The 22,901-nt window shown below is 56.8% G+C and carries 16 protein-coding genes; 6 read left to right on the forward strand and 10 right to left on the reverse strand.

Features of this window, described 5'->3' with window-relative positions; all coding sequences use genetic code 11:
• Positions 1–322: 322 nt before the first annotated feature.
• Positions 323–4,129, reverse strand: coding sequence for a lipase family protein (locus AADA15_RS13145; RefSeq protein ID WP_341642013.1), 3,807 nt, complete (start codon positions 4,127–4,129; stop codon positions 323–325).
• A gap of 187 nt (positions 4,130–4,316) precedes the next feature.
• Here AADA15_RS13145 and AADA15_RS13150 point away from each other — a divergent pair, with 187 nt between their 5' ends.
• Positions 4,317–6,254: a sensor histidine kinase gene (locus tag AADA15_RS13150; protein WP_341642014.1), complete on the forward strand. Its 1,938-nt coding sequence runs from the start codon at positions 4,317–4,319 to the stop codon at positions 6,252–6,254.
• Positions 6,251–6,877 carry a response regulator gene (locus tag AADA15_RS13155; protein WP_341642015.1) on the forward strand — a complete coding sequence of 209 codons (627 nt, stop codon included), beginning with the start codon at positions 6,251–6,253 and terminating at the stop codon, positions 6,875–6,877. Before AADA15_RS13150 ends, AADA15_RS13155 begins: the two co-directional genes overlap by 4 nt.
• Positions 6,878–7,503: 626 nt before the next feature.
• Here the strand turns inward: AADA15_RS13155 and AADA15_RS13160 are convergent.
• From AADA15_RS13160 to AADA15_RS13180, 5 genes are all read right to left on the reverse strand, one after another.
• Positions 7,504–8,079, reverse strand: coding sequence for a hypothetical protein (locus tag AADA15_RS13160; protein ID WP_341642016.1), 576 nt, complete (start codon positions 8,077–8,079; stop codon positions 7,504–7,506).
• A 186-nt stretch (positions 8,080–8,265) separates the two neighbouring features.
• A complete protein-coding gene (locus AADA15_RS13165; protein ID WP_341642017.1) occupies positions 8,266–8,607 on the reverse strand; it encodes a copper-binding protein in 342 nt (113 codons plus the stop codon).
• 37 nt (positions 8,608–8,644) lie between these two features.
• Positions 8,645–11,824 carry an efflux RND transporter permease subunit gene (locus AADA15_RS13170; protein ID WP_341642018.1) on the reverse strand — a complete coding sequence of 1,060 codons (3,180 nt, stop codon included), beginning with the start codon at positions 11,822–11,824 and terminating at the stop codon, positions 8,645–8,647.
• On the reverse strand, positions 11,821–14,016 hold the full coding sequence (locus tag AADA15_RS13175; RefSeq protein WP_341642019.1) for an efflux RND transporter periplasmic adaptor subunit: 2,196 nt from the start codon (positions 14,014–14,016) through the stop codon (positions 11,821–11,823). Before AADA15_RS13175 ends, AADA15_RS13170 begins: the two co-directional genes overlap by 4 nt.
• An 870-nt stretch (positions 14,017–14,886) precedes the next feature.
• Positions 14,887–15,831, reverse strand: coding sequence for a tyrosine-type recombinase/integrase (locus AADA15_RS13180; RefSeq protein WP_341642020.1), 945 nt, complete (start codon positions 15,829–15,831; stop codon positions 14,887–14,889).
• Between the two features lie 180 nt (positions 15,832–16,011).
• On the opposite strand from AADA15_RS13180, the gene AADA15_RS13185 reads away from it, so the two are divergent.
• A complete protein-coding gene (locus AADA15_RS13185) occupies positions 16,012–16,716 on the forward strand; it encodes a hypothetical protein (RefSeq protein ID WP_341642021.1) in 705 nt (234 codons plus the stop codon).
• A gap of 604 nt (positions 16,717–17,320) precedes the next feature.
• Here the strand turns inward: AADA15_RS13185 and AADA15_RS13190 are convergent.
• On the reverse strand, positions 17,321–18,631 hold the full coding sequence (locus AADA15_RS13190; protein WP_341642022.1) for a hypothetical protein: 1,311 nt from the start codon (positions 18,629–18,631) through the stop codon (positions 17,321–17,323).
• A 320-nt stretch (positions 18,632–18,951) separates the two neighbouring features.
• Here AADA15_RS13190 and AADA15_RS13195 point away from each other — a divergent pair, with 320 nt between their 5' ends.
• Complete coding sequence (locus tag AADA15_RS13195) at positions 18,952–19,374, forward strand: helix-turn-helix domain-containing protein (protein WP_341642023.1); 423 nt, start codon at positions 18,952–18,954, stop codon at positions 19,372–19,374.
• 110 nt (positions 19,375–19,484) lie between these two features.
• Here the strand turns inward: AADA15_RS13195 and AADA15_RS13200 are convergent, their stop codons facing one another.
• Together AADA15_RS13200 and AADA15_RS13205 are read right to left on the reverse strand one after the other, a co-directional pair.
• Positions 19,485–20,213, reverse strand: coding sequence for a ZIP family metal transporter (locus tag AADA15_RS13200; RefSeq protein WP_341642280.1), 729 nt, complete (start codon positions 20,211–20,213; stop codon positions 19,485–19,487).
• 154 nt (positions 20,214–20,367) lie between these two features.
• Positions 20,368–20,946, reverse strand: a complete 579-nt coding sequence (locus AADA15_RS13205; protein ID WP_341642024.1) for a hypothetical protein — start codon at positions 20,944–20,946, stop codon at positions 20,368–20,370.
• Positions 20,947–21,440: 494 nt separating this feature from the next.
• On the opposite strand from AADA15_RS13205, the gene AADA15_RS13210 reads away from it, so the two are divergent.
• The gene (locus AADA15_RS13210; protein ID WP_341642025.1) at positions 21,441–21,881 is read left to right on the forward strand and encodes a hypothetical protein; all 441 of its coding nucleotides are present in this window, start codon (positions 21,441–21,443) and stop codon (positions 21,879–21,881) included.
• A 74-nt stretch (positions 21,882–21,955) separates the two neighbouring features.
• Here AADA15_RS13210 and AADA15_RS19295 read toward each other — a convergent pair whose 3' ends face one another.
• Complete coding sequence (locus AADA15_RS19295; protein WP_437343200.1) at positions 21,956–22,066, reverse strand: hypothetical protein; 111 nt, start codon at positions 22,064–22,066, stop codon at positions 21,956–21,958.
• 146 nt (positions 22,067–22,212) lie between these two features.
• On the opposite strand from AADA15_RS19295, the gene AADA15_RS13215 reads away from it, so the two are divergent.
• Positions 22,213–22,812, forward strand: a complete 600-nt coding sequence (locus AADA15_RS13215) for a rhodanese-like domain-containing protein (protein ID WP_341642026.1) — start codon at positions 22,213–22,215, stop codon at positions 22,810–22,812.
• Positions 22,813–22,901 lie beyond the last annotated feature (89 nt).

A 22,901-nucleotide genomic window follows, 5' to 3' on the forward strand; every position in this document is an offset into this window, starting at 1 on the left:
ATCCTCTTCCGGGCTTTCGAAGAGGTGCCCGTATCCGCGGCTTCATGTTCCCTGAGCCGTTCGCGGTAAGGCATATGGGCGCGCAGGGTAGCGATCTACTCCTCAGGCCGCCCCCTGCAACGCAGCAAGGCCAGCGGCAAAGGCCAACGTCTAAATCCGATGCCGCTTGCTTCCCATTAAGCCCACCAGTCGGCGCGATCCGCACGCATCAGCCCGGAACTCATTCGTTCATCTCGCCCCATAGCACGTCTCATGCGCCACGATAAATGTTATCAAAGCAGCGGCACCAAACCGCGATACGTCCACTCCGAACAGCCAATTCTTAGAAAATGAAATCATCCGCGTATACAGTGACGTCCAACTGTCCATCATCGTAGCGTACTGTCCGATCCACTCGGGCACCTAGTGCATCGTAGTTGGTTACAATTTCCGCCCAGGTTTCTACATCATTCACATCCGTCTGCGTCCGCTTTGCGCGAATACCGAGAACGTAGTCAATTTCGGTCAACACACCCTCGTCACTGGTCTGCGTATTAGAGGTACGACTGCCGTTTTCATCGAATGTGATGCGTTGCTCGGCCCAATCAAAAGCGTCTGCCAGATCCCGGGTCTCGACCTCGCTCCTGATGCCATTCACAAAGGTGGTTTCCTGAACCCGGCCATCATCGAAACGGACTGTCCGATCTACTGAGGTACCTTCTGCATTGTAATTGGTCACGCTTTCCAACCAGGTTTCCACATCATTCACATCCGTCCGCGTCACCTTTGAGCGAATGCCAAGGACGTAATCAATTTCGGTCAAGACACCCTCATCACTGGTCTGCAAATAGGAGGAGCGATTGCCGTTTTCATCGTAGGTCACACGTTGGTCTGCCCACTTGAACGTGTCTGCAAGATCTTGAATCTCAACCTCGCTCCTGACGCCGTTCACGAAGGCCGTTTCATGAACCCGGCCATCATCATAGCGGATGGTCCGATTGATTGGGGTGCCTTGTGCGTCAAACGTTTCCGTTCGGCTTTGCCAGACAAAGGCATCAGCGACGTCAGTTGTGGTTTTTGACAATCCTACACCATTGGCAAAGCTGACTTCTTCAACTCGACCGTCATCGTAGGTTGTCGTGCGCGCGGTCCGTACCCCTTCGCTATTGAAGGTTTCTACATAGCTGGCCCAAACGCGAAGGTCAGTGCTGTCGTAGACACGGCTGGCAACAAAACTGCTTTCGGAAAACGTCCCATCCACAAAATGCAGTTCTTCGATATTGCGAAGTTCGTCGACGCCGGCATCCGGCGCGCTGGCGGATGCGACCGCGACAGAACTGTCGTCCTTCGTTTCAATCAGATAGTCAAAAAACGAGCCGCTATACAACGCGACATCGGTCCCCTCCCCGCCATCCAGAACGTCGTCACCTGCGCCTCCTTCCAGGGTATCGTCCCCGGAGCCGCCAGACAGCAAATCCTCGCCACCTTCTCCACGAAGGGCATCATTGCCTGAGAAGCCAAGGATAAAGTCTTTCCCATCGTTGCCAACGAGAGCGCTTTGACCTTCATCATCATCCGGGTTGCCGTCGGCCGCATCATAGTGAACGTAGTCTTTAAAAACACCAAATGCCGCACCGGTCAGGTCTTCAATCTGGCTGTAGTCCGCCAGCCCTGCGGTGATACGGTGCCCCGCATGAAGCGCCTTCAGCGGGTCTGTCATGATCTGGCTGAGATTTGCCCAATAGAGTCCCACATTGTGCCCGGCACCAAAGTTGTAGCCCGGCAGATCATCGTTATCGATGTTCGGGGTGACAATGGCCGTCAGTTTGTCATCCATGTTCAGGTTTGTCAGAAGGGTCTGGTTTGGCACCTTCTCCAACGGGTTCAGCGGGTTAAGGGCAGGATAGGTCACCGGGTCGATGCGATGTGACACGCCGATGTAAAAGGGCTGGGCATTGATCGACCAGGCATCAAAAAGATCGGTCCTGTCGTATTGTCCCAGCATGCCTTTCCAGACGTGGGAGTCGTCAAGAAAGTTGAGGTCGACGCCGGGAGAGGCCAGCGACACAACAGTCAGATCAACGCTGGCTTTGAGGCGATGAGCATCAACCAATGCAAAGGCATCGGCGGTGGCTCCGCCAAGGCTGTGGCCCGTGACAAGGAGTTTTTCTATCCCGTTTGAACTGTCATTGGCATAGGCAAGTGCCGCTTCGATCAGAGGCCGCATGCTTTCGTAATAGTCATATAGACCGTCACCGGTCCACGCCTGGCCCAAGCTGGCCTCAAGCATATCTGACGCATCCGTTCCGCGGAACGTTAAGGTCAGCGTCTTGTTTCCCTCTTCGTCATAACCTTCCGCCACGAGGCCCTGGGCCTGCCACTTGTCAGGATCCGAGAATGACAGCCCCTGATCGCCGGCAAACAATCCGCCTTCATATTCGCCCGCGTCATTGTAACCACCATAGAACTTTGACTTTTCGTCTACTGGTCGGAACAGATCGCCAAAATCCTCATCCGTCAGGACCTTGAAACCAACGCTATTGAGATATCCAGAGTAGTCATCGTTCAGACCATTCACGACGTCATCGTCTCTCCATTCAGACGGTACGTTGTCAATGCCGTAAACCGTGCGCGCCAGAAACGCCGCGAGATTGACGTCGCTGGCAGAGTTTTCGAGGTTCTTTTGCGGTGTATCAGCTCGCGAATGGCCTGCGTGTTCTCTCCAGGTGTTGTTTTCGGTGTTTGGCTCGTAATCCCGGCCGCGCACGTCAACGCGCACTTGAAAGGGGCCGTCTTTGGCAAGCGTGAAGTCCGTGCTCACCCATTCACTAAAACCAGTGATGCTGCCGCCTGTCAGCGCATCTCCGCCAACAGTTTCCCACGCGCTTTCCCCTTCGTAGCGCACGAAGTATTCGACATAGGGCAAGCCAACCAGAACATTCCAGCTCTCATTGCCGATGTTTTCAATATGGGCGCGAAGGTTGACGGTCTCCCCTTCTTCCCAACCGCCGATGACACGCAAATCCGTGATCGCTAGATCAGGCGCTTCGTCGGGAGCCTCAAAGCTGAATGTCTTGGTAAGGCTGTCGTTTGAACTGCTGTAGTCATCGCTTCCCGGATTGGCGATGCGGACCTCGATATCCACCAGGCCCGTCTCTGACAGGAAATAGGCCTCGGTCTCGCTATTTTCGGTTCCCGGCAACATCACGTTGACGCCCAGACCACCAATCGTCTGGGTCCCGATAACGTCACCTGCCACAAGGTACTCCAGCAGGATGTCGCCTGTATGCGAAGAATTGCCCAGATTGGTTACATCTGCAGTGATGTAATGGGTACTGCCCGCCTCACCGCTGCCGGTCACTCGGATGTCTGAAACAGCAAGATCGGGGTCGTTATGGTCAAAGATAAACGTGCGCGTCAGGGAGTTATTGCTGGTGATCGTGTCAGGAGACCCAACAATCCGCGCCGTCACGGTATTGGCCCCAACGAGGTCGAAGCTATGCAATTCCGTTTCGACCTTGTCCGCGCCAGGTGAAAGCCCCGCGAGCAGGGCGCTGGTGCCAATGACCTCGCCGTTTACGAGATACTCGATATCGACACGCTCAAATTTGTAGAGTTCGCCGATATTCTCGACCGTGGCTCTGATCTGAACCGGTTGGTCCACCCGTTGCCCACCAACGATCTCGAGGTCGGTAATCGTGTAGTCCTCGGGCCGCTTGTAATCGACCCAGACCTCCAAACCGTCCAGATCCAGTGTCTTGCCGGTATCGTTTTCGATGATCAGCCTCCAGGTGCCGGTCACCTGCGCGCCGCTAAGATCTGTGGTCTTGGAGGTCTTGTGAACGCCGTCGAAATCAATGTCCCAATCGTTGGCGTCGTCGCTATCGTTGTGGTCATCATTGTCGTTTGCAAAGACATTCGCGTTCGGGAAATTGTAATAGATCCGATCGCGGTCACCATCGGGGGCCTGAAGCCAGATTTGAATTTTGTCCAGATCGACTGCACTGCCGTTGTTGTAGTCGAGCTTGAAATCGAAGCGAACCTCTTCCGCCTCGGCACCTGAAACGTCGCCGGAGGGGTTAAACGAGTAGGTGTAGGTCCCGTCGGAAATGCGTTTGTCGGCGGTGTTTCTAAATTGGGCAGTCGGCATGAAAATCTCCCAAACAGCAGTGTGTTTTTAGATACATCGCGTCCCGTACTGCGTGACATAGGGTAAATCCCCTATATTGTTGACCCAAGGTCATGCAGCGCTTGGCTGCGCCAAAGCGGCGGTCTAGCGATAGATCTGCCTGACCAGGGGAGGGACCGATCTGTTGCTTGTTGCTAGGATCTTGGCCGTGTGCCTGATCTGGCTTGCGGCTTCTGCAGGGTTTGCGCAGACGTCTTGCGGCACGGCTAAGTTGTTGCCCGAACGATCATTTTTCCTGGACCTGGGTCCATTCGCATGCGTTCTGGAAGACAGAGACCTCTCTTACGAGCTGGACAATATTCTGACCTCGGATTTGTCCAATATGTTCGAGCCTGTGCCAACAGGGCTTGTGGATTTCGGCTTTCGCAACTCCCGCTTTTGGGTGCGCACCACGCTGCAAAACGAGGGGCAAACGACGGGAACTTGGTGGATCACCCACGACATGCCGATTTTCGAAACGATGCGGGTGCGCCTTGTTTCTGCAGACGGGAGCGTTGAAAATCTGCTGTTATTGGAAGGGAACGCGCCTTTTGGGGCGCGCACAATACCCCACCGGCATCTTGTATCGTCGATCACGCTGCCCCCGGGACAACAGGCTGAACTGGTCATCGATTATGTCACCGGATTGGGCACGCAAATGCCGCTCTTCGCGGAATCCATCGATCAGTTCGTCGAACGCACCCAAACCGAGATGAGCAATCATCTGATGCTGATCGCCGCTTTGTTGGGAATGGGCCTCATCTCAACGCTGTATTTCTACAGCCTCGAAGGGCCAGCAGGTCTGATTTATGGGGCATATGTGCTCTCTGCCGCTGGGTTCTTGTTTAACGCGGAATCCTATGGCTTTCAGTTTCTATACCCCAATGCGGTCGAGTTTTACCGCAATGCCTATCCCGTTCTGGGGCTTTGCACCATGGCGTTTGGAACATGGTTCATTGGCAGGCTGACCCTGACTCGGAATGCCTCAAGGCTGCTCAATTGGACGGCTGTGGCAAGCGTGGCGATCCTGTTGTTTCTGATCGTCACAGCACCCCTTTTTCTGTCCTTTGCATGGTACAAGGTTGGTAGCCTCGCAGCTTCGGTTTTTGCAAACGTGGCGCAGGTCGCGATCATCTTTAGCGCACTCAGACGCAGGCAATCAGGAGCATGGCTCTTGCTGGTCGCCTTTGTCATTACGGGTATTGCAATCGCCTTTACCATGAGCGGCTACGTGACCAAGGGCCTGTTCCCGCAGGAAATGGCGGGCAGCGCTATGCGACTTGGCTTCTTTTTGGAAGGGGTAGCCTATTCAGGCGCGATCGCCCTGCGCATTCGCGATGCCCGGCGTGCCCGCGACAGGTCATTGCGTGATCAGCTGCGTCTCACGCAGGAATCGCTACGGCTGTCCAAAGCTGTGCAACAGGCAGAGGCGGAACGTCAGGAGGCGGAGCGAGAAGCCTACCGCAGCCGCATCGCGCTCTCCAGTGCGGCCCATGACATCCGCCAACCCCTCACCAGCCTGCAGATGCTCGTCGCCGAAGGCAAAAGCGACGTCTCACACATAACAGGTTCGCTCAATTATATTGAGGACATCATTGCGCAGGGGTTGTCGCCAGTTCCGCTAGGCGCGGAATCCCCTGATCCCGTAGGCTACGGTGCCAAGGAACTGTTCTCCTTGGCCCTAGTTATAAACAACATCGAAGCGATGTTCGCCTCCGAAGCCCAACAGCGCGGCGTTGATCTGCGCGTGGTGACGTCGACATTGCACGTCGTGATCGATCCATTGTCCCTGATGCGCATCACCAGCAATCTCGTATCTAATGCACTGAAACATGCACAGGCCAGACGCATCGTTGTAGGATGCCGACGCAGTTCCAAAGGCGTCAGGATCGAAGTTCACGACAATGGCCGGGGCATGACATCTGATGCGCTGAGCGCACTTGCTAAGCGCGGTGCAAAAGGCCCAGAATCCAGTGGCCATGGGCTCGGTCTCGCAATTGTTCAGGAATTGGCAGATCTGCAAGAAATCAAGTTTGAACTGGCTTCTACGCCGGGGCGCGGCACCGCGGCCCGCATATTCATCTCAAATGAGGCTGAGACGTCATGACCCAAACCGCCGTCATCGCAGACGATCACGCCCTAATCCGGCTCGGCATTGCGCAAATCCTGACATCTGCAGGGCTGACCGTCGTAGGCGAAGCGGAAAACGGCCTCGAAGCCGTGGCCCAGGTCCGATCCCATCAACCTGCCTTGCTGACGCTCGACATTGCCATGCCGTATGCCAGAGGGATCGAGGTTTTTGGCGAAGCCCGCCGCTGGTCGCCAGCCACGAAGATCATCGTTTTCTCTGGCCTGACCTCTTCTGGTTTGGTGCGGGAACTCAACGACGCCAACGCGGACGGAATTTTCCTAAAACGCGGGGATGTGGCGCAATTTGCCGAGGCCGTTCCGCGCGTTCTGGCAGGTGAACGGATCGTATGCGCAGAGGCCCAGGAAATGCTGCTCACAGAGAATGAAACGGCAGAGCTGACGATGCGAGAGCGCCAAATTCTGAGCCTGTTGGCACAGGGCTTTGCCAACAAGGCTATCTCGCTCCGCTTGGGAGTTAGCATTAAGACTGTGGACAACCATCGCACCAACCTAATGCGTAAACTGGGAGCACACTCTATGGCTGAGCTCCTAGCCTTTGCGTTGAGAGAAGGTCTTCTCGACAGCAGTCGTGAAATCTGAAACCACACACCGTTCCATGAAAGGTAAGCCGGAGACGTTTCCCAAAGGCGAACGCGTTCTGCGGGTCCCGCCGAAATCTCCTGCTTCATGCATCGAACAGATGCAACCGCGAACCATGCGTGGTCTGCGATGGCTACCAGTCCGTTCGCCGTTGCCATGGACCAATAGGACGGCTTTTTTAACGCCCGGTCTTCCCCCACTGAAGTGGTCCTCCGCTATGTTTAGTAAACCTAATGTCGTCTTCGGGCTGAGACCGCCCATTTGGCATCAAGGGCGGAACTCGGCCAGGTCGCATCCTGAGCCTGGAGGAGGAGACCCCAGCTTTGCCAAGCGCATTGACGGGGCATATCCGCCACTGGAGTGAGTACCACTCAGTGTTCACTGATGGCATCGAACAAGCAGAACGACGCACACCGCTCCCAAGCGGTTTCCCCATATAGGGACAAGTTCACTCATGTAAGGAAATTTGGTAGCGGAGGAGGGACTTGAACCCCCGACACGCGGATTATGATTATCCCATATGGTCAAGCACTTACACGACATATGAACGTAGTTAAAACGTAAACGAGAATACGAATTCTGCGTGCCCTTCAGCTACCTCGATGATCCGGCAATCACGACTGTAACTAAGCTTTAAGGCCGCTCACTTCGAGTGTCTTCCGGTCCAAGAGACCAGCCGCCATAAGGCCGTTTAGCTTTTGCGCCCCAACGGACGCATCGAGCCAGCCCAAGGCGTCTGCGACGTTCATCTTGTAACGTTTGTCGCCTTGGGCAGCCCGATCAATTTGCTCTTCAAACAAGCCGCTCAGTTCTGACAATCTGAATAGCCCACCTGCGTAGGGCGCCGGGAGTGGTTTCAAACGAAGGTTTTGCCTGGTCGTTGAAAGGTGATTGGCGACATCCTGAAGGCTCACCAGATCCGGATGCGCCTCGTGCAGGTAGGACCCTTCCGGTAGAACAGCCAGAACGCGGCGCGCTGCATCCAGCATGACCTCCTCGGCGCAGCTACCGGATAGCTCGAACATGACACCCACCTGCCCTTTTCGCCCAACTCCAATAATCGGATCGTCTTCTGGAATGGCATTGCAGATTTCAGTGACAAGGATGTCCTGGCTGAGCTCATCACAACCGGAAAGCACGAAAGAAAGTTCGAAACTGAACCGGCGCCCGATCACGGACTGAGAGCTGATTGGAAATTGCATGAACACACCTCAATCCAATGCACCGGTCACTCACGGAAGCACAATTTCTTGCTACAGAGGCGTGCTGCCACGACGCACGATACGGACAAAGCGCAAACTTGTCAACCGACAATTACCATACAAAGGCGCCATTTATCAACCAGAGGGACGACCAGCGCAAGAAGGAGCCGGTCGCCCCCAATAGTCTTAGTTCGGCATGATTGCGCCAATCGCGTACATGCCGTCATAGCCCTTCACAAGCATCAGGATGACCTCTTCGCCGATCGCGATATTTTCCATCAACTTGGCGCTTTCCAGCACAGCCAGGTCCATGGTCATCGCGGGCCAGCCGATTTCGGGGATCGCTTCATGGCTGACATTGGCAGTTCCATCGCCGATCGAATTCACGACGGCTTTTGTGTGGACAGCGCCCTCCATCTGCTTGGAGGTCATGTGCATGTTGGAGTGATCCATGGAGTGCGACATCTGTGCAAATCCCGCCGAAGCAAAAAGACCTAGGGCAGCAAAGGACGTCAGGAGGGTTTTCATGGTGCATTTCCTTTCAGTGTTGAGGTTGAGCAGAGGGTTATTCAGCAGGGACCGTTGCGGCTCCTGCCGGGGTGGAAGATGAGAGCTCTCGGTTGACGCGCGACAGGGCCAGCAGTTTCCAGATCACGAAGATCGACGGGATGACAAAGAGGGTCAGCAGGGTTGCTGTCACCATGCCGCCGATCATGGGGGCCGCGATCCGCTGCATGATCTCGGTGCCTGTACCGGTTCCGAACATGATCGGAATGAGACCAGCAAAGATCGTGGCCACGGTCATGACCTTGGGCCTGACCCGCAGCACGGCCCCTTCAAAGACCGCATCCTCGATATCGTCAAGGGTCAGCTTGCGTTTTTCTGTTTGTGCAAGCTTGCGTCGCTTTTCCCAACTGAGGTTGAGGTAGAGCAGCATCACAATCGCCGTTTCGACCGCGACCCCGGCGAGCGCGATAAAGCCCACGAGCACGGCCACGGAGATGTCAAAGGCCAGATACCACAGGAACCAAACGCCACCAGCCAATGCGACGGGCAGCGCCGCAAGGATGATCCCCACTTCGATGACCCTATTGAAGGCGAGGAACAGCATCAGCGTGATGATCAGCAGAGTGGCCGGCCCCACGATGGTCAGCCGTTCCTGCATGCGCTCGATATACTCGTACTGGCCGGACCAGCTTAACGAGTACCCCGGTGGCAATGTCACCTCTTCCGCCACACGCGCACGGGCCTCGGCGACGTAGCTGCCCAGATCGCGATTGGCGATATCGATGAAGACAAAACCGGTGCGCCGCGCGTTCTCCGAACGGATCATCCCCGGGCCGTCTACAATCCGGATCTCTGCCAGCGACGCCAGCGGAACATGGGCACCGGACGGTGTGACCACGGGCAAGGTCTGGAGCCGCTCCGGGCTGTCCCTCCAAGATTGCGGATAGCGCAGATTGATCGGGAACCGCTCAAGCCCTTCGACGGATTCCGAGACCTGCATGCCGCCAATGGCGGTCTGTACCACGTCCTGCACGTCGCGCACGCTCATCATGTAGCGCGCCGCGGCATCGCGTTTGACGTCGATTTCAATGAAACGCCCGCCAATCGGTCGCTCGGCATAAGCCGATGCGGTACCGTCGATATCGCGCACGGCCTCCTCGACCGCGATGCCGATCTGCTCTATCACGCTGAGATCCGCGCCAGAGATCTTCACGCCGACTGGAGTCTTGATACCGGTCGCAAGCATGTCGATACGGTTCTTGATCGGCTGGATCCAGACATTGGTGACACCCGGCACCTGCACCACACGGTCCAGTTCTTCCCGGATCTTCTCCATCGTCATGCCGGGCCGCCATTCGGATTTCGGTTTCAGCTGAATGGTGGTCTCGATCATCGTCAGAGGCGCCGGATCCGTTGCCGTATCCGCACGGCCAAGTTTGCCATGCACCGTCTCGACCTCGGGGATCGTGGCGATCAGACGATCCGTCTGCTGCAAGACCTCGCGCGCTTTGCCGATTGAGACCCCCGGGTAAAGACTCGGCATGTAGAGGAAATCCCCCTCGTTCAGCTCCGGCATGAACTCGGAGCCAAGGCGCTGAAGCGGATACCACATAGAAGCGACAAGCGCGCCCGCCAGCAAGGTGGTTGCCCAAGGCCAGGCGATCGCCGCGTCAAGGAACGGACGATACATCCAGACCACGATACGGTTCAGGGGGTTCTTTCGCTCGGGCAGGATGCGGCCGCGCACGAAATAGCCCATGAGAACGGGCACCAGCGTGATCGACAGGATCGCGGCGGCGGCCATCGCATATGTCTTTGTATAGGCCAAAGGCTGGAACAGGCGCCCTTCCTGGTTTTCGAGCACAAAGACAGGCAGGAAGCTGACGGTGATGATCGCCAACGAGTAGAACAGCGCCGGTCCAACCTCGCCCGCACATTCCTGCACGATGCGCCATCGGTTCTGCGAGGTCAGCTTTTCCGTCTCAAGCCGCCGGTGCATCGCTTCGATCATGACGATAGAGGCATCGACCATTGCGCCGATGGCAATCGCAATGCCCCCCAGAGACATGATGTTTGCGTTCACGCCTTGCGCCTTCATCAGAATGAAGGCGGCAAAGATGCCAAGCGGCAGGGACAAGAGGATCACCAGAGATGAGCGCAGATGCAGCAGAAAGGCAGCACAAACCAGCACCACCACGATGAATTCTTCGGTGAGCTTCTTCTGCAGGTTCTCGATCGCCCGCTCGATCACGCCCGAACGGTCATAGGTCGTGACGATCTCGACCCCCTCGGGCAGGTTCGGCCTCAGCTCCTCGATCCGCGCCTCGACGGCCTTGATTGTGGCAAGCGCGTTGCCGCCCCAGCGCAGGATCACGACACCGCCGACCGCATCGCCGATACCATCGAACTCGCCGACACCGCGGCGCATCTCCGGGCCAAGACGGATCTCGGCCACGTCGCCCAAAGTGAGGGCAGCGCCGCGTTCATTGACCATCAGCGGGGCGCTGGCAAGATCTGACAATTCATCGATATAGCCCGCCGAGCGGACCATGAACTCCGCCTCGCCCATTTCGATGACGCTGCCGCCGGTTTCGCGGTTCGCGGCCTGAATGGCATTGCGCAGCTGCGACAATGTGATGTCATAAGCGCGCAGTTTGTTCGGGTCGACGACGACCTGGTACTGCTTGACCATGCCACCGATGGTGGCAACCTCGGACACGCCTTCGACAGCCTGAAGCTCGTATTTCAGGAACCAGTCCTGGAGCGTGCGCAGTTGCGACAGGTCGTGGTTCCCGGTCCGGTCGATCATGGCGTACTGATAGATCCAGCCGACACCCGTCGCGTCCGGCCCAAGTTGTGGCGATACCCCTTCGGGAAGGCTGCCAGTTATCTGCCCAAGGTATTCCAACACGCGCGAACGGGCCCAATAAAGGTCGGTTCCATCTTCGAAGACCACGTAGACGAAACTATCGCCGAAAAAGGAGAAGCCGCGCACATCCTGCGCGCCCGGCACCGCGAGCATGGCCGTGGCCAGCGGGTAGGTGATCTGGTTCTCGACCACCTGCGGCGCCTGCCCCTGATAGGGGGTGCGCACGATGACCTGGACATCGGACAGGTCCGGGATGGCATCCACCGGCGTTTCCCGGATGGCCCAGACCCCCGCAGCCGCCATCATCAGCGCCAGCACCGCGATGATGAACCTGTTTGCAATCGATATCCGAATGATGGCGGTGATCATTGCGTCACACTCCGCACGGCTGCAGTACCGATCAGCGTCATACTGAAGTCGGGATTGCGGCGCAGAAGCAGCGTCCGTTCCTTCCCGACCGGCAAGGCCCCGATGTCGACCTCATCGGCGACCATGAAATCCATGGTCATGCCCGGCATTCCGATCTCGACCATTGGTCCGTGGGTGATATTGGCCATCCGCGCCTCTGCATCCACGGCATTGATCGTGCCCGAGACCTCCATCGGCGGCGTGATCAGGGCGGCTGCACTCAGCACCATCGTCATGCCGTCCGGCCGTGCGAAGGTCAGCGACATTTCCCGATCTGTCTCCAGCGCCGCCAGATCGAGCGCATCGTCCACGGCAAATTCCATGGTCATGCCCGGCATCCCGATTTCGGATATGGGGCCATGGGTGATCGTCGCGCGACCTGCGGCGACATCGATGGCATCGATAGTGCCCGAAACGACGATGGGAGCAACCGCGGCTTGCGGCGCTGCCTCCTCGCGGGGCGCCTCTTTCTCCGACATGGCTTCACCGCGCACGGCGATGATCGAGAACATGCCATCCTCATCCTTGGCCAGATCGAATTCGATGGGCGCGTTGAGTTCCACCGTCGCAGGATCGACACCGGAGAGCGCCAGATCCATCTGCATGGCCGGCCAGCCCAGCTCCGGGATCGGTCCGTGATCGAGTGTGAGCTTTCCATCCGGCGTCACGGCCAGCGCCATTCCCGTCCCGGTCGCGGCGACACCATCATCAGGAGTAAGCTCAATCAGGCTCAGCACTCCATCCGCACCCCGCGCAACCCGGAAGGCAACCTCCTCTCCCACGCTCAGACGGTCGAGGCCCACGTCGGCGCGCACGGGAAACTCGGATGTCATGGCGGGCCAATCGAGGCTTTCCAGCGCACCGTGCCGCAGGGTTGCAATCCTGCGGTCCGCATCGAGAGCGACAAGCGTGCCGGTGCCGCGTGCGGGTTCCTCGGCGGTCGGAGCCATGCGCATGAAACCTGCGCTCAGCGCACTTTCGCTGTCGATCAGGAACTGGGCAGAGGCGACGACCTCTTCCCCGGGCGCAAGGCCCTGCAGGATTTCCGTGCGTCCGCCTTCTGCGAAACTGTCACGCAGACCGGTTGTGACAAGACGTGGGCGGAACGTACCTTCGCCCGTCTTGAGAATGACCCGTTCCGCCGCCCCGGTGCGTATAACCGCTTCGGAAGGGATGGTCAGCACTTGGTGGCTTTCCTGCGGCACGAGGCTGACGCTTCCGAACATCCCGGGACGCAACAGACCTTCGGAATTGTCAAAGCGAAGGCGCACTGGAAGGGTCCGGGTGCGCTGGTCAAGCTCGGGATAAATGTAGTCGATCTTCCCCTCAAAGCTGCGCCCCGGCAGATGCTCGAACCGGGCAACGGCAGCCATGTCTTCTTTCAGACGCGCTATGTCACGTTCAAAGACGTCTACGATCAGCCACACTTCGCTCAGGTCCGTGATCGAGACGGCCTGCGTTCCGGGCTGCAGGAACATGCCATCGGCCGCTTCGAGCGCAACAACGATGCCATCTCTTGGGGCTTCGATTGCGATCCTGCGGGCAGGCTCCCCCGTTCTTTCAATCTCCGCGATCTGCCGGTCCGACGCCCCGTGGCTGCGCAGCTTATTACGTTCTGCTTCGAGGGACAGCGTGGTCCCATTTTTCAGCGCTCTCGTGAAATCGAAGCTTGCAACACCGAATTCCGGCGAGAAGAGCTCAAAGAGTATGTCCCCCTTGCGGACAACATCCCCAACCGCGCGCACGTTCAGGACCTCGATCCAGCCATCCACGCGCGTGTGCACATGACTGGTAAGATGCTCATCATATCCCACGAAGCCGACCGTTTCGATCCGCGGCGCCACGTCCGTGACGCGGGCCACCGCGGTGCGTACGCCGACTGCGTTGATCTCGGCGGCGTTCAGGGTGACTTCGGACGGGTCCCCCGTCGGCTCCTGCCCTGCATAGACCGGGATCAGATCCATACCCATCGGAGACTTCCCGGGACCTGGCTGGCGAAAGTTCGGGTCCATCGGGGCGACCCAGTAAAGAATCTCCGGTCCGCCTGCCCCCGACGAAAGCGCCGGGTTCAGGTAAAACCGTTCAAGAAAAATGCCGCCTGCCGTTCCCGCCGCAAGGGCTAGGATGGCAAGAGCCGTGTGGCGTCCACGCATCACAACCTCCTGTAAGCCGATCCGCGATGGGTCGGCCGATATTCTAAGAAAGACCCGGACCCTCAGGGTCCAACACGGGTCGGAAAGAACACGTCAGGAGAGACGGGGAGGACGTTCCGGAAGCGGAACAGCTAAAGAGCGAACAGCCGTTCGTTCCAAGCAGTGTCCAGAGCTGTGGCACCCGAGTTCAGGACGCATCAAGGCAGCCATGTTCTGTAATTCAGAGACACAACAAGGCGCTATGTGACAGCTTGAACCGGCATCAGCCTCGGGCTCGCAACAGTCGTGCTCAAGATCGCTGGACTGCTGCCCGCCAGTATGGTGGTGGGGGACAAGGTTCATGGTTTCACCAGCGAGGCCGACAGAAGCCCTGCCCACATTCTGAGGGATCGATGCCGCAGACAGTGTCGAAACCATCAGAGCGAGGCTGATGATTTGTGCCAACATGCACCTGAAAAACCGATGAGCAAACATGCTTCCCATATGGGCCATATAGTCTTCCAAGACCGAGGCGACAATAGGGTTCAAGCTCTTCCCGGTACCGAGCAATCCGGCCTGTCTTTGCGAGGACATCATGGAACACTCTTAGGACTTAACCCGAGAAGACAGAACCCAGCGCCAGAGGCAGACGTCAGACAGCTTAGGCGCCTCCTGGCTTCCCTGTTCAAATGAGACTTAATGAGGTCAATCGCCGCCAATAGGGCAGCTTAATAGGCATAGCCAATACTATTGTCAACCGACAATTATGTGTCACGAGTTATCTTTGCACACCACAGTGAAAGCTTGGACCCAATGGCGCCCCCGTTTTTCCCCAGCTCTTGCGACAGCTATCCGCGTCTCAAGTTCGCGCACCAGGATGACCCAGCTGACTTAAGCAGCGAGCAAATCCCCCTGCATCTTGGCGAAGAGCTCGACATCCTCTTCCGGGCTTTCGAACAGGTGCCCGTATACATCCATCGTCATGTTGATCGACGAATGGCCAAGCAGCGCCTGGATCTTCTTGGGTGGCCAGTTCTGCTCGATGAACAGTGAGGCTGCAGCGTGGCGCAAGGCATGGAAGCTGAACTTTGGCCGCCCTTCCTCGTCTACGATCCCATTCTCCACAAGAAGGGGCACCAGAACGCGATTGTGGATGTTGGAGTGGTTCTCGATCTTGCCCTTGCCATTCGGGAACACGAGATCGAGATCCCCCTTTGGGCAATCTGCACGCCATGTGGTCAGAGCATTGAAAACGATCGGGGCCATCGGGATGCTGCGCTTGCTGGTCCGGCTTTTCGGCTTTCCCATGTCGTTGAAACGGTCAGCCCGTTTCTGGACGTGAATAAGCTTGCGATCAAAGTCGACACACTCCCACGTCAGGCCACGCAGTTCACTGATCCGCATGCCGGTGAAGATCGCGGTGACAATCAAGGGGCGGTGACGGTCCGGCACATTGTCGAGCATCGTCCGGATCTCATCCTTGGTGGGAATGGTGCGCTCCTCTTCGTCGCGCCGGTTCCGCGGCAGCTTCACATCCCTTGCCACATTGTGACTCATCCACTCCCGATCCAGCGCCTCGCCCAGTGCAGATCGCAGACTGCCAAGCACCTTCTTGGTCATGGCCCGAGAAAGGCCTTCATCCTGTAGATCGTCCAGAAAGTCCTTCACATCCGCCCGGGTCAGATCTGCGACCAGCAGATCACCGATCTTCTTGTCGATATGATGGTCGACATGACCCCGATAGCTCCGGATCGTTGCCCGCTCCAGATTGTTGCGTTCACACTGCTTCAGCCAAGCATCGCAGGCATTGCGGACGGTCTTTGCAGGACGGCTCATATGCACCTCTACGTTTGAAACTCTCATGTGAGCATTATACTCTGCCCGGGAACGTCCGTCGGGCTATTTCCCTGTCCGGACATAAGAAATTCAAACGGATGAGGTATTGCGCAGTAAGAAACACCAGTGATATGTGAATATCACATTTACGTACTGACTACGCAAAAGATAAACCCAACAATGCCCACCTTCTATTTCTATGCGCTGATTTCACATGGACCAAACCCACGCTACCGACCCAAAGAGTATCGTAAAACGCTAGCATCATATAAGAACTTCGAAACCCTGCTGGCGAAACGAAATCTAGATACGGAGTTCGAGGTTCTTTTCGATTATTCCCGGCAGGTAAATGACCTCTCTTCACTACCGATCCTGACGGGGCTGCTCGAAATATCAACAAATCAGGGGCGTGGCTTCTACACAGATGACTTCCGCCGGATCTTTTCACGATGCTCCCTTGATAACCGCATAGCTCTCCTCAACGAGATCCGAGAGAATGGACAGCATTTCAAAGACCTCCGAACCGGCCGGTCCATTACCGAGTTCAGCGATAATCAAGCCAGATCAATCGTCTTCCACGAAGGCCCAGTCAGGTTTCAGATTGCAGGCGAACCTGAGAAAACAGAACCCACGGCCAAAGGGAGACGACAGACAGCCCTGGCAACAGCAGTCTCAAGACGTGCTCGGGCATACATGGCCGACAAGAAAGCAGAAGAGCTCGCAAAGCTAAGGGAAGAGCTTTCGTCAGCCGATCACATCCCCACCCTGAAGGAGATCACAGATGAAGCAAACGCCCGGGGCATCAAGACAACACGGGGAAAAGACTGGTCTGTTGCTTCAGTGCAGCGACAGTTGAAACGACTGCAAAACAAGCAGGCGCCGTGACTCTCAGATCCCGCAGAAGCAAGCAATACAGGGGAAAGAACAAAGCGGTAAGATCAACAGCCTTCCAAGGGGAGAGCACAGCAGAGAGAGGGATCTATAAGATCTGTGTTGGAGAGAACTGATGCTCACATTCTTTCAGCGCCCCAGAACACTCACCTCTTACAGAGACGTAGCAGTGGCTGAAATTCGTCAAAACGCCGTGCTCGTAATATTTAAAGAATTTAAGAAGTAATAAGTAAGAGAAGAATCTAGTCATTAGGTGGGCGGATCCGCCCTCAACTTCGAATTCAGCGGAAAATCGATGCTTCACTCAACCCTGGTTGCCCCGGACAGAGCTGATGCGATCTGAGCCCCAAAAGGCCCAAAACGCTCATTTTGGTGAAGAAAAGTTTCGGGCACGCGGATGATGGGCCGGTTTTGCCGCGGGTATTGCATACCAACGGGAGGCAGAACCGGAAACTAAACCTCTCAAATGTCGCCCCTGAAGGGCAACCCGCCCTTAGCATCGCCCTACCCTTCAAAACCCACGACCCTGCGCTCACGCGCAACATTTGAGCCCCTCAGAGCACATCCGGGCGCAAGGGGAAGGGCTCTGGCGGAAAGGTCAGCCTGCCCAGTCTTTTGACAGGCGATCCAGGGCACGGTTCACCTTCTTGTTCATCTCCTCCCAGGAGACCAACCGGCCCTTCCGGCGCAGCGTGACGGGCTTGTCGGCAAGTACCCCCTGCTTATGACGACAGAGGTTTATATCATGGATGGCCCGGTGCAGCCGATCCAGCCCGTAGACGCCGCTGCGCTTGAAAACCTCGATCTCGCTGGCCTTGACGGGAAAGCCGAGCAAGGCCGTCTCGCAGGGGACGCCAAAGGTTGGCAGGAAAAACTCGAAGACCAGCTTACGCAGTTCCTTCTGGAAGTCGAACCCGTAAAGGTCCGCAACCCGCTCTAGGCCAATCGCCCCGTGGCCACCGACCTCGCCCTCCTCCGCTTTCAGGGTCACTTCAAGGCGGGCGCGGCAGTCTTTCAATCGCAGGGGCACGGCCGTCCCGGCCTCTGGGTCGCGCCGGTCAGTGGACTTGTCCATGCTCCGTAGCGAGACGACCTCTTCCCGCGCCCCGATATAGGCAGTCCGATCAACGGCGGGCTGGGTGTGTTTCTTCAGGTCCAGCGGCACGAAGGCGGATGCAGGCAGGTCGTACTTTGCGGTCAGCGGAACGATTGACGCAGACAGATCGGCGGCGCTGGGGTTCAACAGGAAGGTTGCCCCGTCTCCCCCGTAAGCGCCCCCGTAGGTTCGCGGCCATCCTCGCTCGCTTTCCGTCAGGACTGGTTCCGGCCTCAGATGACGCCGCAATATATCCACCATCTGCCAGCGCAGAAGGTTGAGCTCGGTCTCGCTGCGGGTGGCGGGCTTTGTCGCGTAGAAGTCCACGGAGACTTCGATGCCCATCAGGAACAGTGCATCCGGCGTCTGTTCCGGTACGTATTTCTCAACGATCTTCTCAAGAACCCTGCGCAGCACTTGGGGATTGGGTTGCTGAAACCGCAGAAGGAAGCGCGTTCCCTTGTAGCCGCTCCTTCGATCTGGTCCTGAGACAAAGATTGTCGATTGAGAGCCCAACTCTTCCAGCATGCGCGTTATGGCCCGGTGGAGATTGACTGCCTGGCGTTTATCGGGGGTTTCAAGGAAGAGTTCCAGCCAGTCGATCTCTGCCTTGCATCTGTATTGGTTCAGATCAATCTGCGGATGGGCAATCAAACGGTCACGCAGTACCGGCTGAACGGAAGCACCGGCCTTAGTCGGCGTGTACGGCTGCACGTCATAGCGGAGCGAGGGAAGCGCCTTTGTGGAGGGCCAATCAGGCGCTTCGGTAAAGGCAAGAGGCACCTCAAAGAGGGACAAGGACAGAACAGTCATGTTTTCAGTGTGGTTTCAACAGCTAGGCGCAGGCCCCGCGCTTTCCGACAAGACCAAACTCCGTTTTATCCCCGCAGAAAACCCGCCCGGATTTGCGTTTTTCATCACGGGGAAAAGGGCCATGTCCGAAGTCCTAGACAGAGGTGGAAGTGCTTACAAGGCCATGCCTTGATCCAAGGGTGCCTTGGAGACTGGACCTTATAGAGGTGCGAGGGGCGATACGGGTTTCATGTGTGAAAGGGCTGTGCAACAATCCTAAAAAGGACCCCTCTTGCGCAACTATCATAGCTCATCGATCAACAGATGAACGGAGTTATGACATGCCCTACAGCACCACAGCGGCCAGGCTGGCAAAAGGTATCAAGGCAAGCGGGTTGACCCACCGGGAGATTGCAGACCGCTGCGGCTTCAAACAGGCCGAGATCATTTCCGAGATGGCAAGCGGAGAATTACGCGTGCCGCTGGAACAGATCCAGGCCCTGGCACATACCTTGGGCCTGGATGAGCGCAAGTTCCTGATCATCGCCATTCAGGAATACTATCCCGGGGTTCAGGAGGTACTTGTAGAAACGCTGGGCTTGCAGCTGCCAGATTCAGAGCTCGGGATTGCTCTCATGTTCCGCATGGCCTCCTTGAGAGGCAATATCGAAACCGAAGAAATCTTCCGGGCCTGCCAGAAACCCTATGCAGACAGAGAAAACCAAAGAGTTGGCCCTACGTGCTCGGACAAAACGCCACCATAGCCGGAGGATTCATCCTTTTGATGGCTTCAGCCCCCTGCCGTCATGACAAAGCCTGTCGGCAGGGGGGCGCGGCCTTTGCCGTGCAGGGAGTCCGCTTCCCAACATGTCGCTTACCCAAGCGTTACATCCAGAAAGAGCATAACGACCAATCCTATCGCGAGGCCTAGCGTCGCTTGCTTTTGGTGTCCACTTCTATGCGTTTCGGGGATGATCTCGTGGCTTATGACATAGAGCATGGCTCCGGCGGCAAATGCCAGCCCCCAAGGTAGAAACGGCTCTGAAACCGCAATCATCGCGGCTCCTATCGTCCCGCCCAGTGGTTCGGCCAGACCAGTCAGGGCCGCAATGCCCCAAGCCCGCCTTCGATCATATCCTTCCCCGAGTAGCGCGACCGCCACAGCCAACCCCTCGGGCAGGTTCTGTAGCCCGATGCCGATGGCAAGGGGCATCCCGCCTGATAGCCCGTGTGCGCCAAAACCGACTCCAACGGCCAGGCCTTCCGGAAAATTGTGGATCGTAATCGCAATAATGAACAACCAGATCTGCCGCAAAGAAGCGCTATCAGGCCCCTCGCGGCCCGAAGTAAAATGCTCGTGTGGCAGTGTTTCGTTCAGCCAAGCGATAGCAGCCATACCTGCCAGGATTCCGATGACTGCAATGGCTGCGGGGATCGCACCGGGTCCGTATCGCAGGCCAGCATCCTCGATTGCCGGAATAATCAGCGAGAAGAATGAGGCCGAGAGCATGACACCAGCGGCAAAGCCCAAGGACATGTCCCGAAAGCTACGGCTGATAGTCCGTCCAAACAGCACAGGGATTGCGCCCACCGCCGTCATCATCCCTGCGGCAAGGCTGCCCGAAAACCCCAGCAGAAGTTGAACTGAAAGATCCAATGTCAGCCTCTGTTTTCAGGGAAATCTACGCTCGGCCGGACGTCCAGCCGAGCGAAAGTCATGGCAATCACTCAGAGATCGAAGCAGACGGCGGCGTTCGTCATTCGCTCCACCCATGGACATGCACATCTCGACCGGAATGCCCTTTAAGGATTTTGACGGCAAGCTCCTCGCGCTCCTTGTCGCGACAGCGCACCCACATCAGAATGCCACCGTGTCGGATCTGTTCGGCATAGTATTCCTTGTGATTCTGCCCAACGCGACGCGCCAACAGGGTGCCCAGAACCGCCGATGGGCTGCCGCCAATGGCAATTGCAGCGATGGAGGCCGCCAGCGTGCTTGCAGGTGTGAGCATCGCAGCCATGGCGATATAGGATCCTACGAAGAAGAAACCACCGGCAATGGTCCCCTGCAACTCTCCGATCGCCTCTTCTGAAACGAAATGGGCCCTTGGCGCCCTCGGATCATCTTCCAAGTCTGCTGCGCGCCAATATCCTTTTCCTAGTTTTTCCTCAATGGCCTCCTGACTGCCCAGGAGACTGATATCGGAGTGGTGAAACCCAACCGAACGCAGGTCGTAGAATGCCGCCTGCTGCGCCTCGAAACTGTCGAAAACCCCAACAGCCTCTGGCACCTTGATAACGATGATCTTTTCTTCTTTTACTTCTGTGTCTGACATGAGATTTACCTCTCCGCTTTCAGAATAGCTTTCGGTCCGGAATTGGCATCCCGGCAGGCTTGACCCGGGCGGTCTGAATCGTATCCGCGAAACCTAAGTGTTGATAATTTCCTTCGATTGCATCTTTTCATGTTCAAAATCCCTCGCCTTGATCTCTCTCAACATGAGACGCGGACTTCCCGTCTAGTCTCACAACTGCTCATGTCCCGTCCATGAGCAGACACCACACCGCCGTGTGGGGAGAGCAGGAACAAGATGGATGCACAACGAAGGCAGTGAAAGGATGATATGAATCACGCCAGAGAACCTGAAAACGGTCCTCGGAAATATTGACCCTCAAAACATCTCGGCCATTCAGGCAACGGGCGCGACGCTGAAAGATGTCGAAGATGCAAAGGCCATCGTAGATGGCAAAAGCGATATCACCGGATCCGGCGAGCAGGCCCTTGCAGGTCCGATAAGCGAGGTTTTGACCATTCTGAGAAGTACAGCTGATGACCACTGAAAGCGATATGGAACAGTGCCTGCGTGATACGTCAGCTATGTACCGAACACCTGGTGAGATCCTGACGAATCGGCATCTGACAAAGGCGCAGAAAATCGAGATCCTGCGCCGCTGGGAATATGATGCCTGTGAAGTCAGTGTGGCCGAAGATGAAGGGATGGCTGGGCAGGATGGCGAACTCCTCCGCGAGATCCTTCTGGCCTTGGAGACGCTGGTCGGTTCCCTGGACAGTGACCGAACGCCCCCAACGAAACGGGCGGGCTGGACCGCGAGGCCGTGGCCGGGACGCAAAACGACACGTGAACGAAAGACCTGCCGGGCCAAACATCGGAGCGGGTTGATGGCAGGTCACTTCCGTGCGTCGCATATCGCCAGAATGCTCGGCGTTATGATTACGGCAGCCGGGCTTCTGATCGCAGCCCACAGCTAGCGGACATTGGCTCAGGCTTCGTGAGAGCGACATCAGACACGATAGGCCCCCTGTTTTGGCTCTAGAAGGTGCGTTCAGAATTCGTCGCCACTGCTGCCCAAACCCAAGGTAAAACGGTGCTGATAAAGCCGCTCGGCGTAGCTGTCTGTCATCCCGGCAATGTAATCATATCCCGCTGCGCTTATTGGCGTTTTCTGCGCCCCACCTTGTCACGTCAACCAAATGTCTCCCGCCTATCTTGGCCCCGTTGGAACGCGCGCACTCGACATATGCCAAACCTCCGATGTAATCTCATCATGAATGCGCTCACGCATTTTCATTGGGAGGTACTATGAGAAAACTTTTCTTTGTTTTTGGGACCATCGTCGGCATGTCCGTACCGCCAGTCCTGGCTGAAGATCTCGACGTCAAGATCAATGCCGATATTGCAAGTATTACCGTCGAAACCGTCAACGGCCCAGTCGAAATCATGCGCGACCAGGACCTGAATGCGACAGTCAACCCAACCTATGCAAAGACGTCCCGGAAGTGTCCGCCCTTTTGCATTCAGCCCATGCAAGTTGCGCCCGGAGTTACAACGGTTGGCGAAATCGAGGTGCTAAAGTTCGCCGAAAAGGGCGGAAAACTCATTGATGGCAGAACTCTCGAATGGCATCTCGACGGCACGGTCCCCAGTGCGATCAACATGCCATACACCCAAATGGCAAGTCGGCTTGACGAAGTCGGTTGCACAGGCAGCGAGGGCAATTGGGATTGTACGAACGCTGAGGAGGTCCTCTTGTTCTGCAATGGGCCCTGGTGCGGTCAATCACCGATGGCAATCAAGGCGATGTTGCGCGAAGGTTATCCACCAGAGAAAATCTTCTATTATCGCGGTGGCATGCAAGCATGGAGCAGCCTTGGCCTCACCGTGGTTGAGGGTGAGATGTAACCCTCGCAGGATGCTAAGTTCACCCTGGCAAATGGGGAGGATGGCTTTGGCGCACGTTTTTGATCAAAAGCTGCCCTCACCTCTCCGGT

Source organism: Phycobacter sedimenti (assembly GCF_038148855.1).
Classification (GTDB): domain Bacteria; phylum Pseudomonadota; class Alphaproteobacteria; order Rhodobacterales; family Rhodobacteraceae; genus Phycobacter; species Phycobacter sedimenti.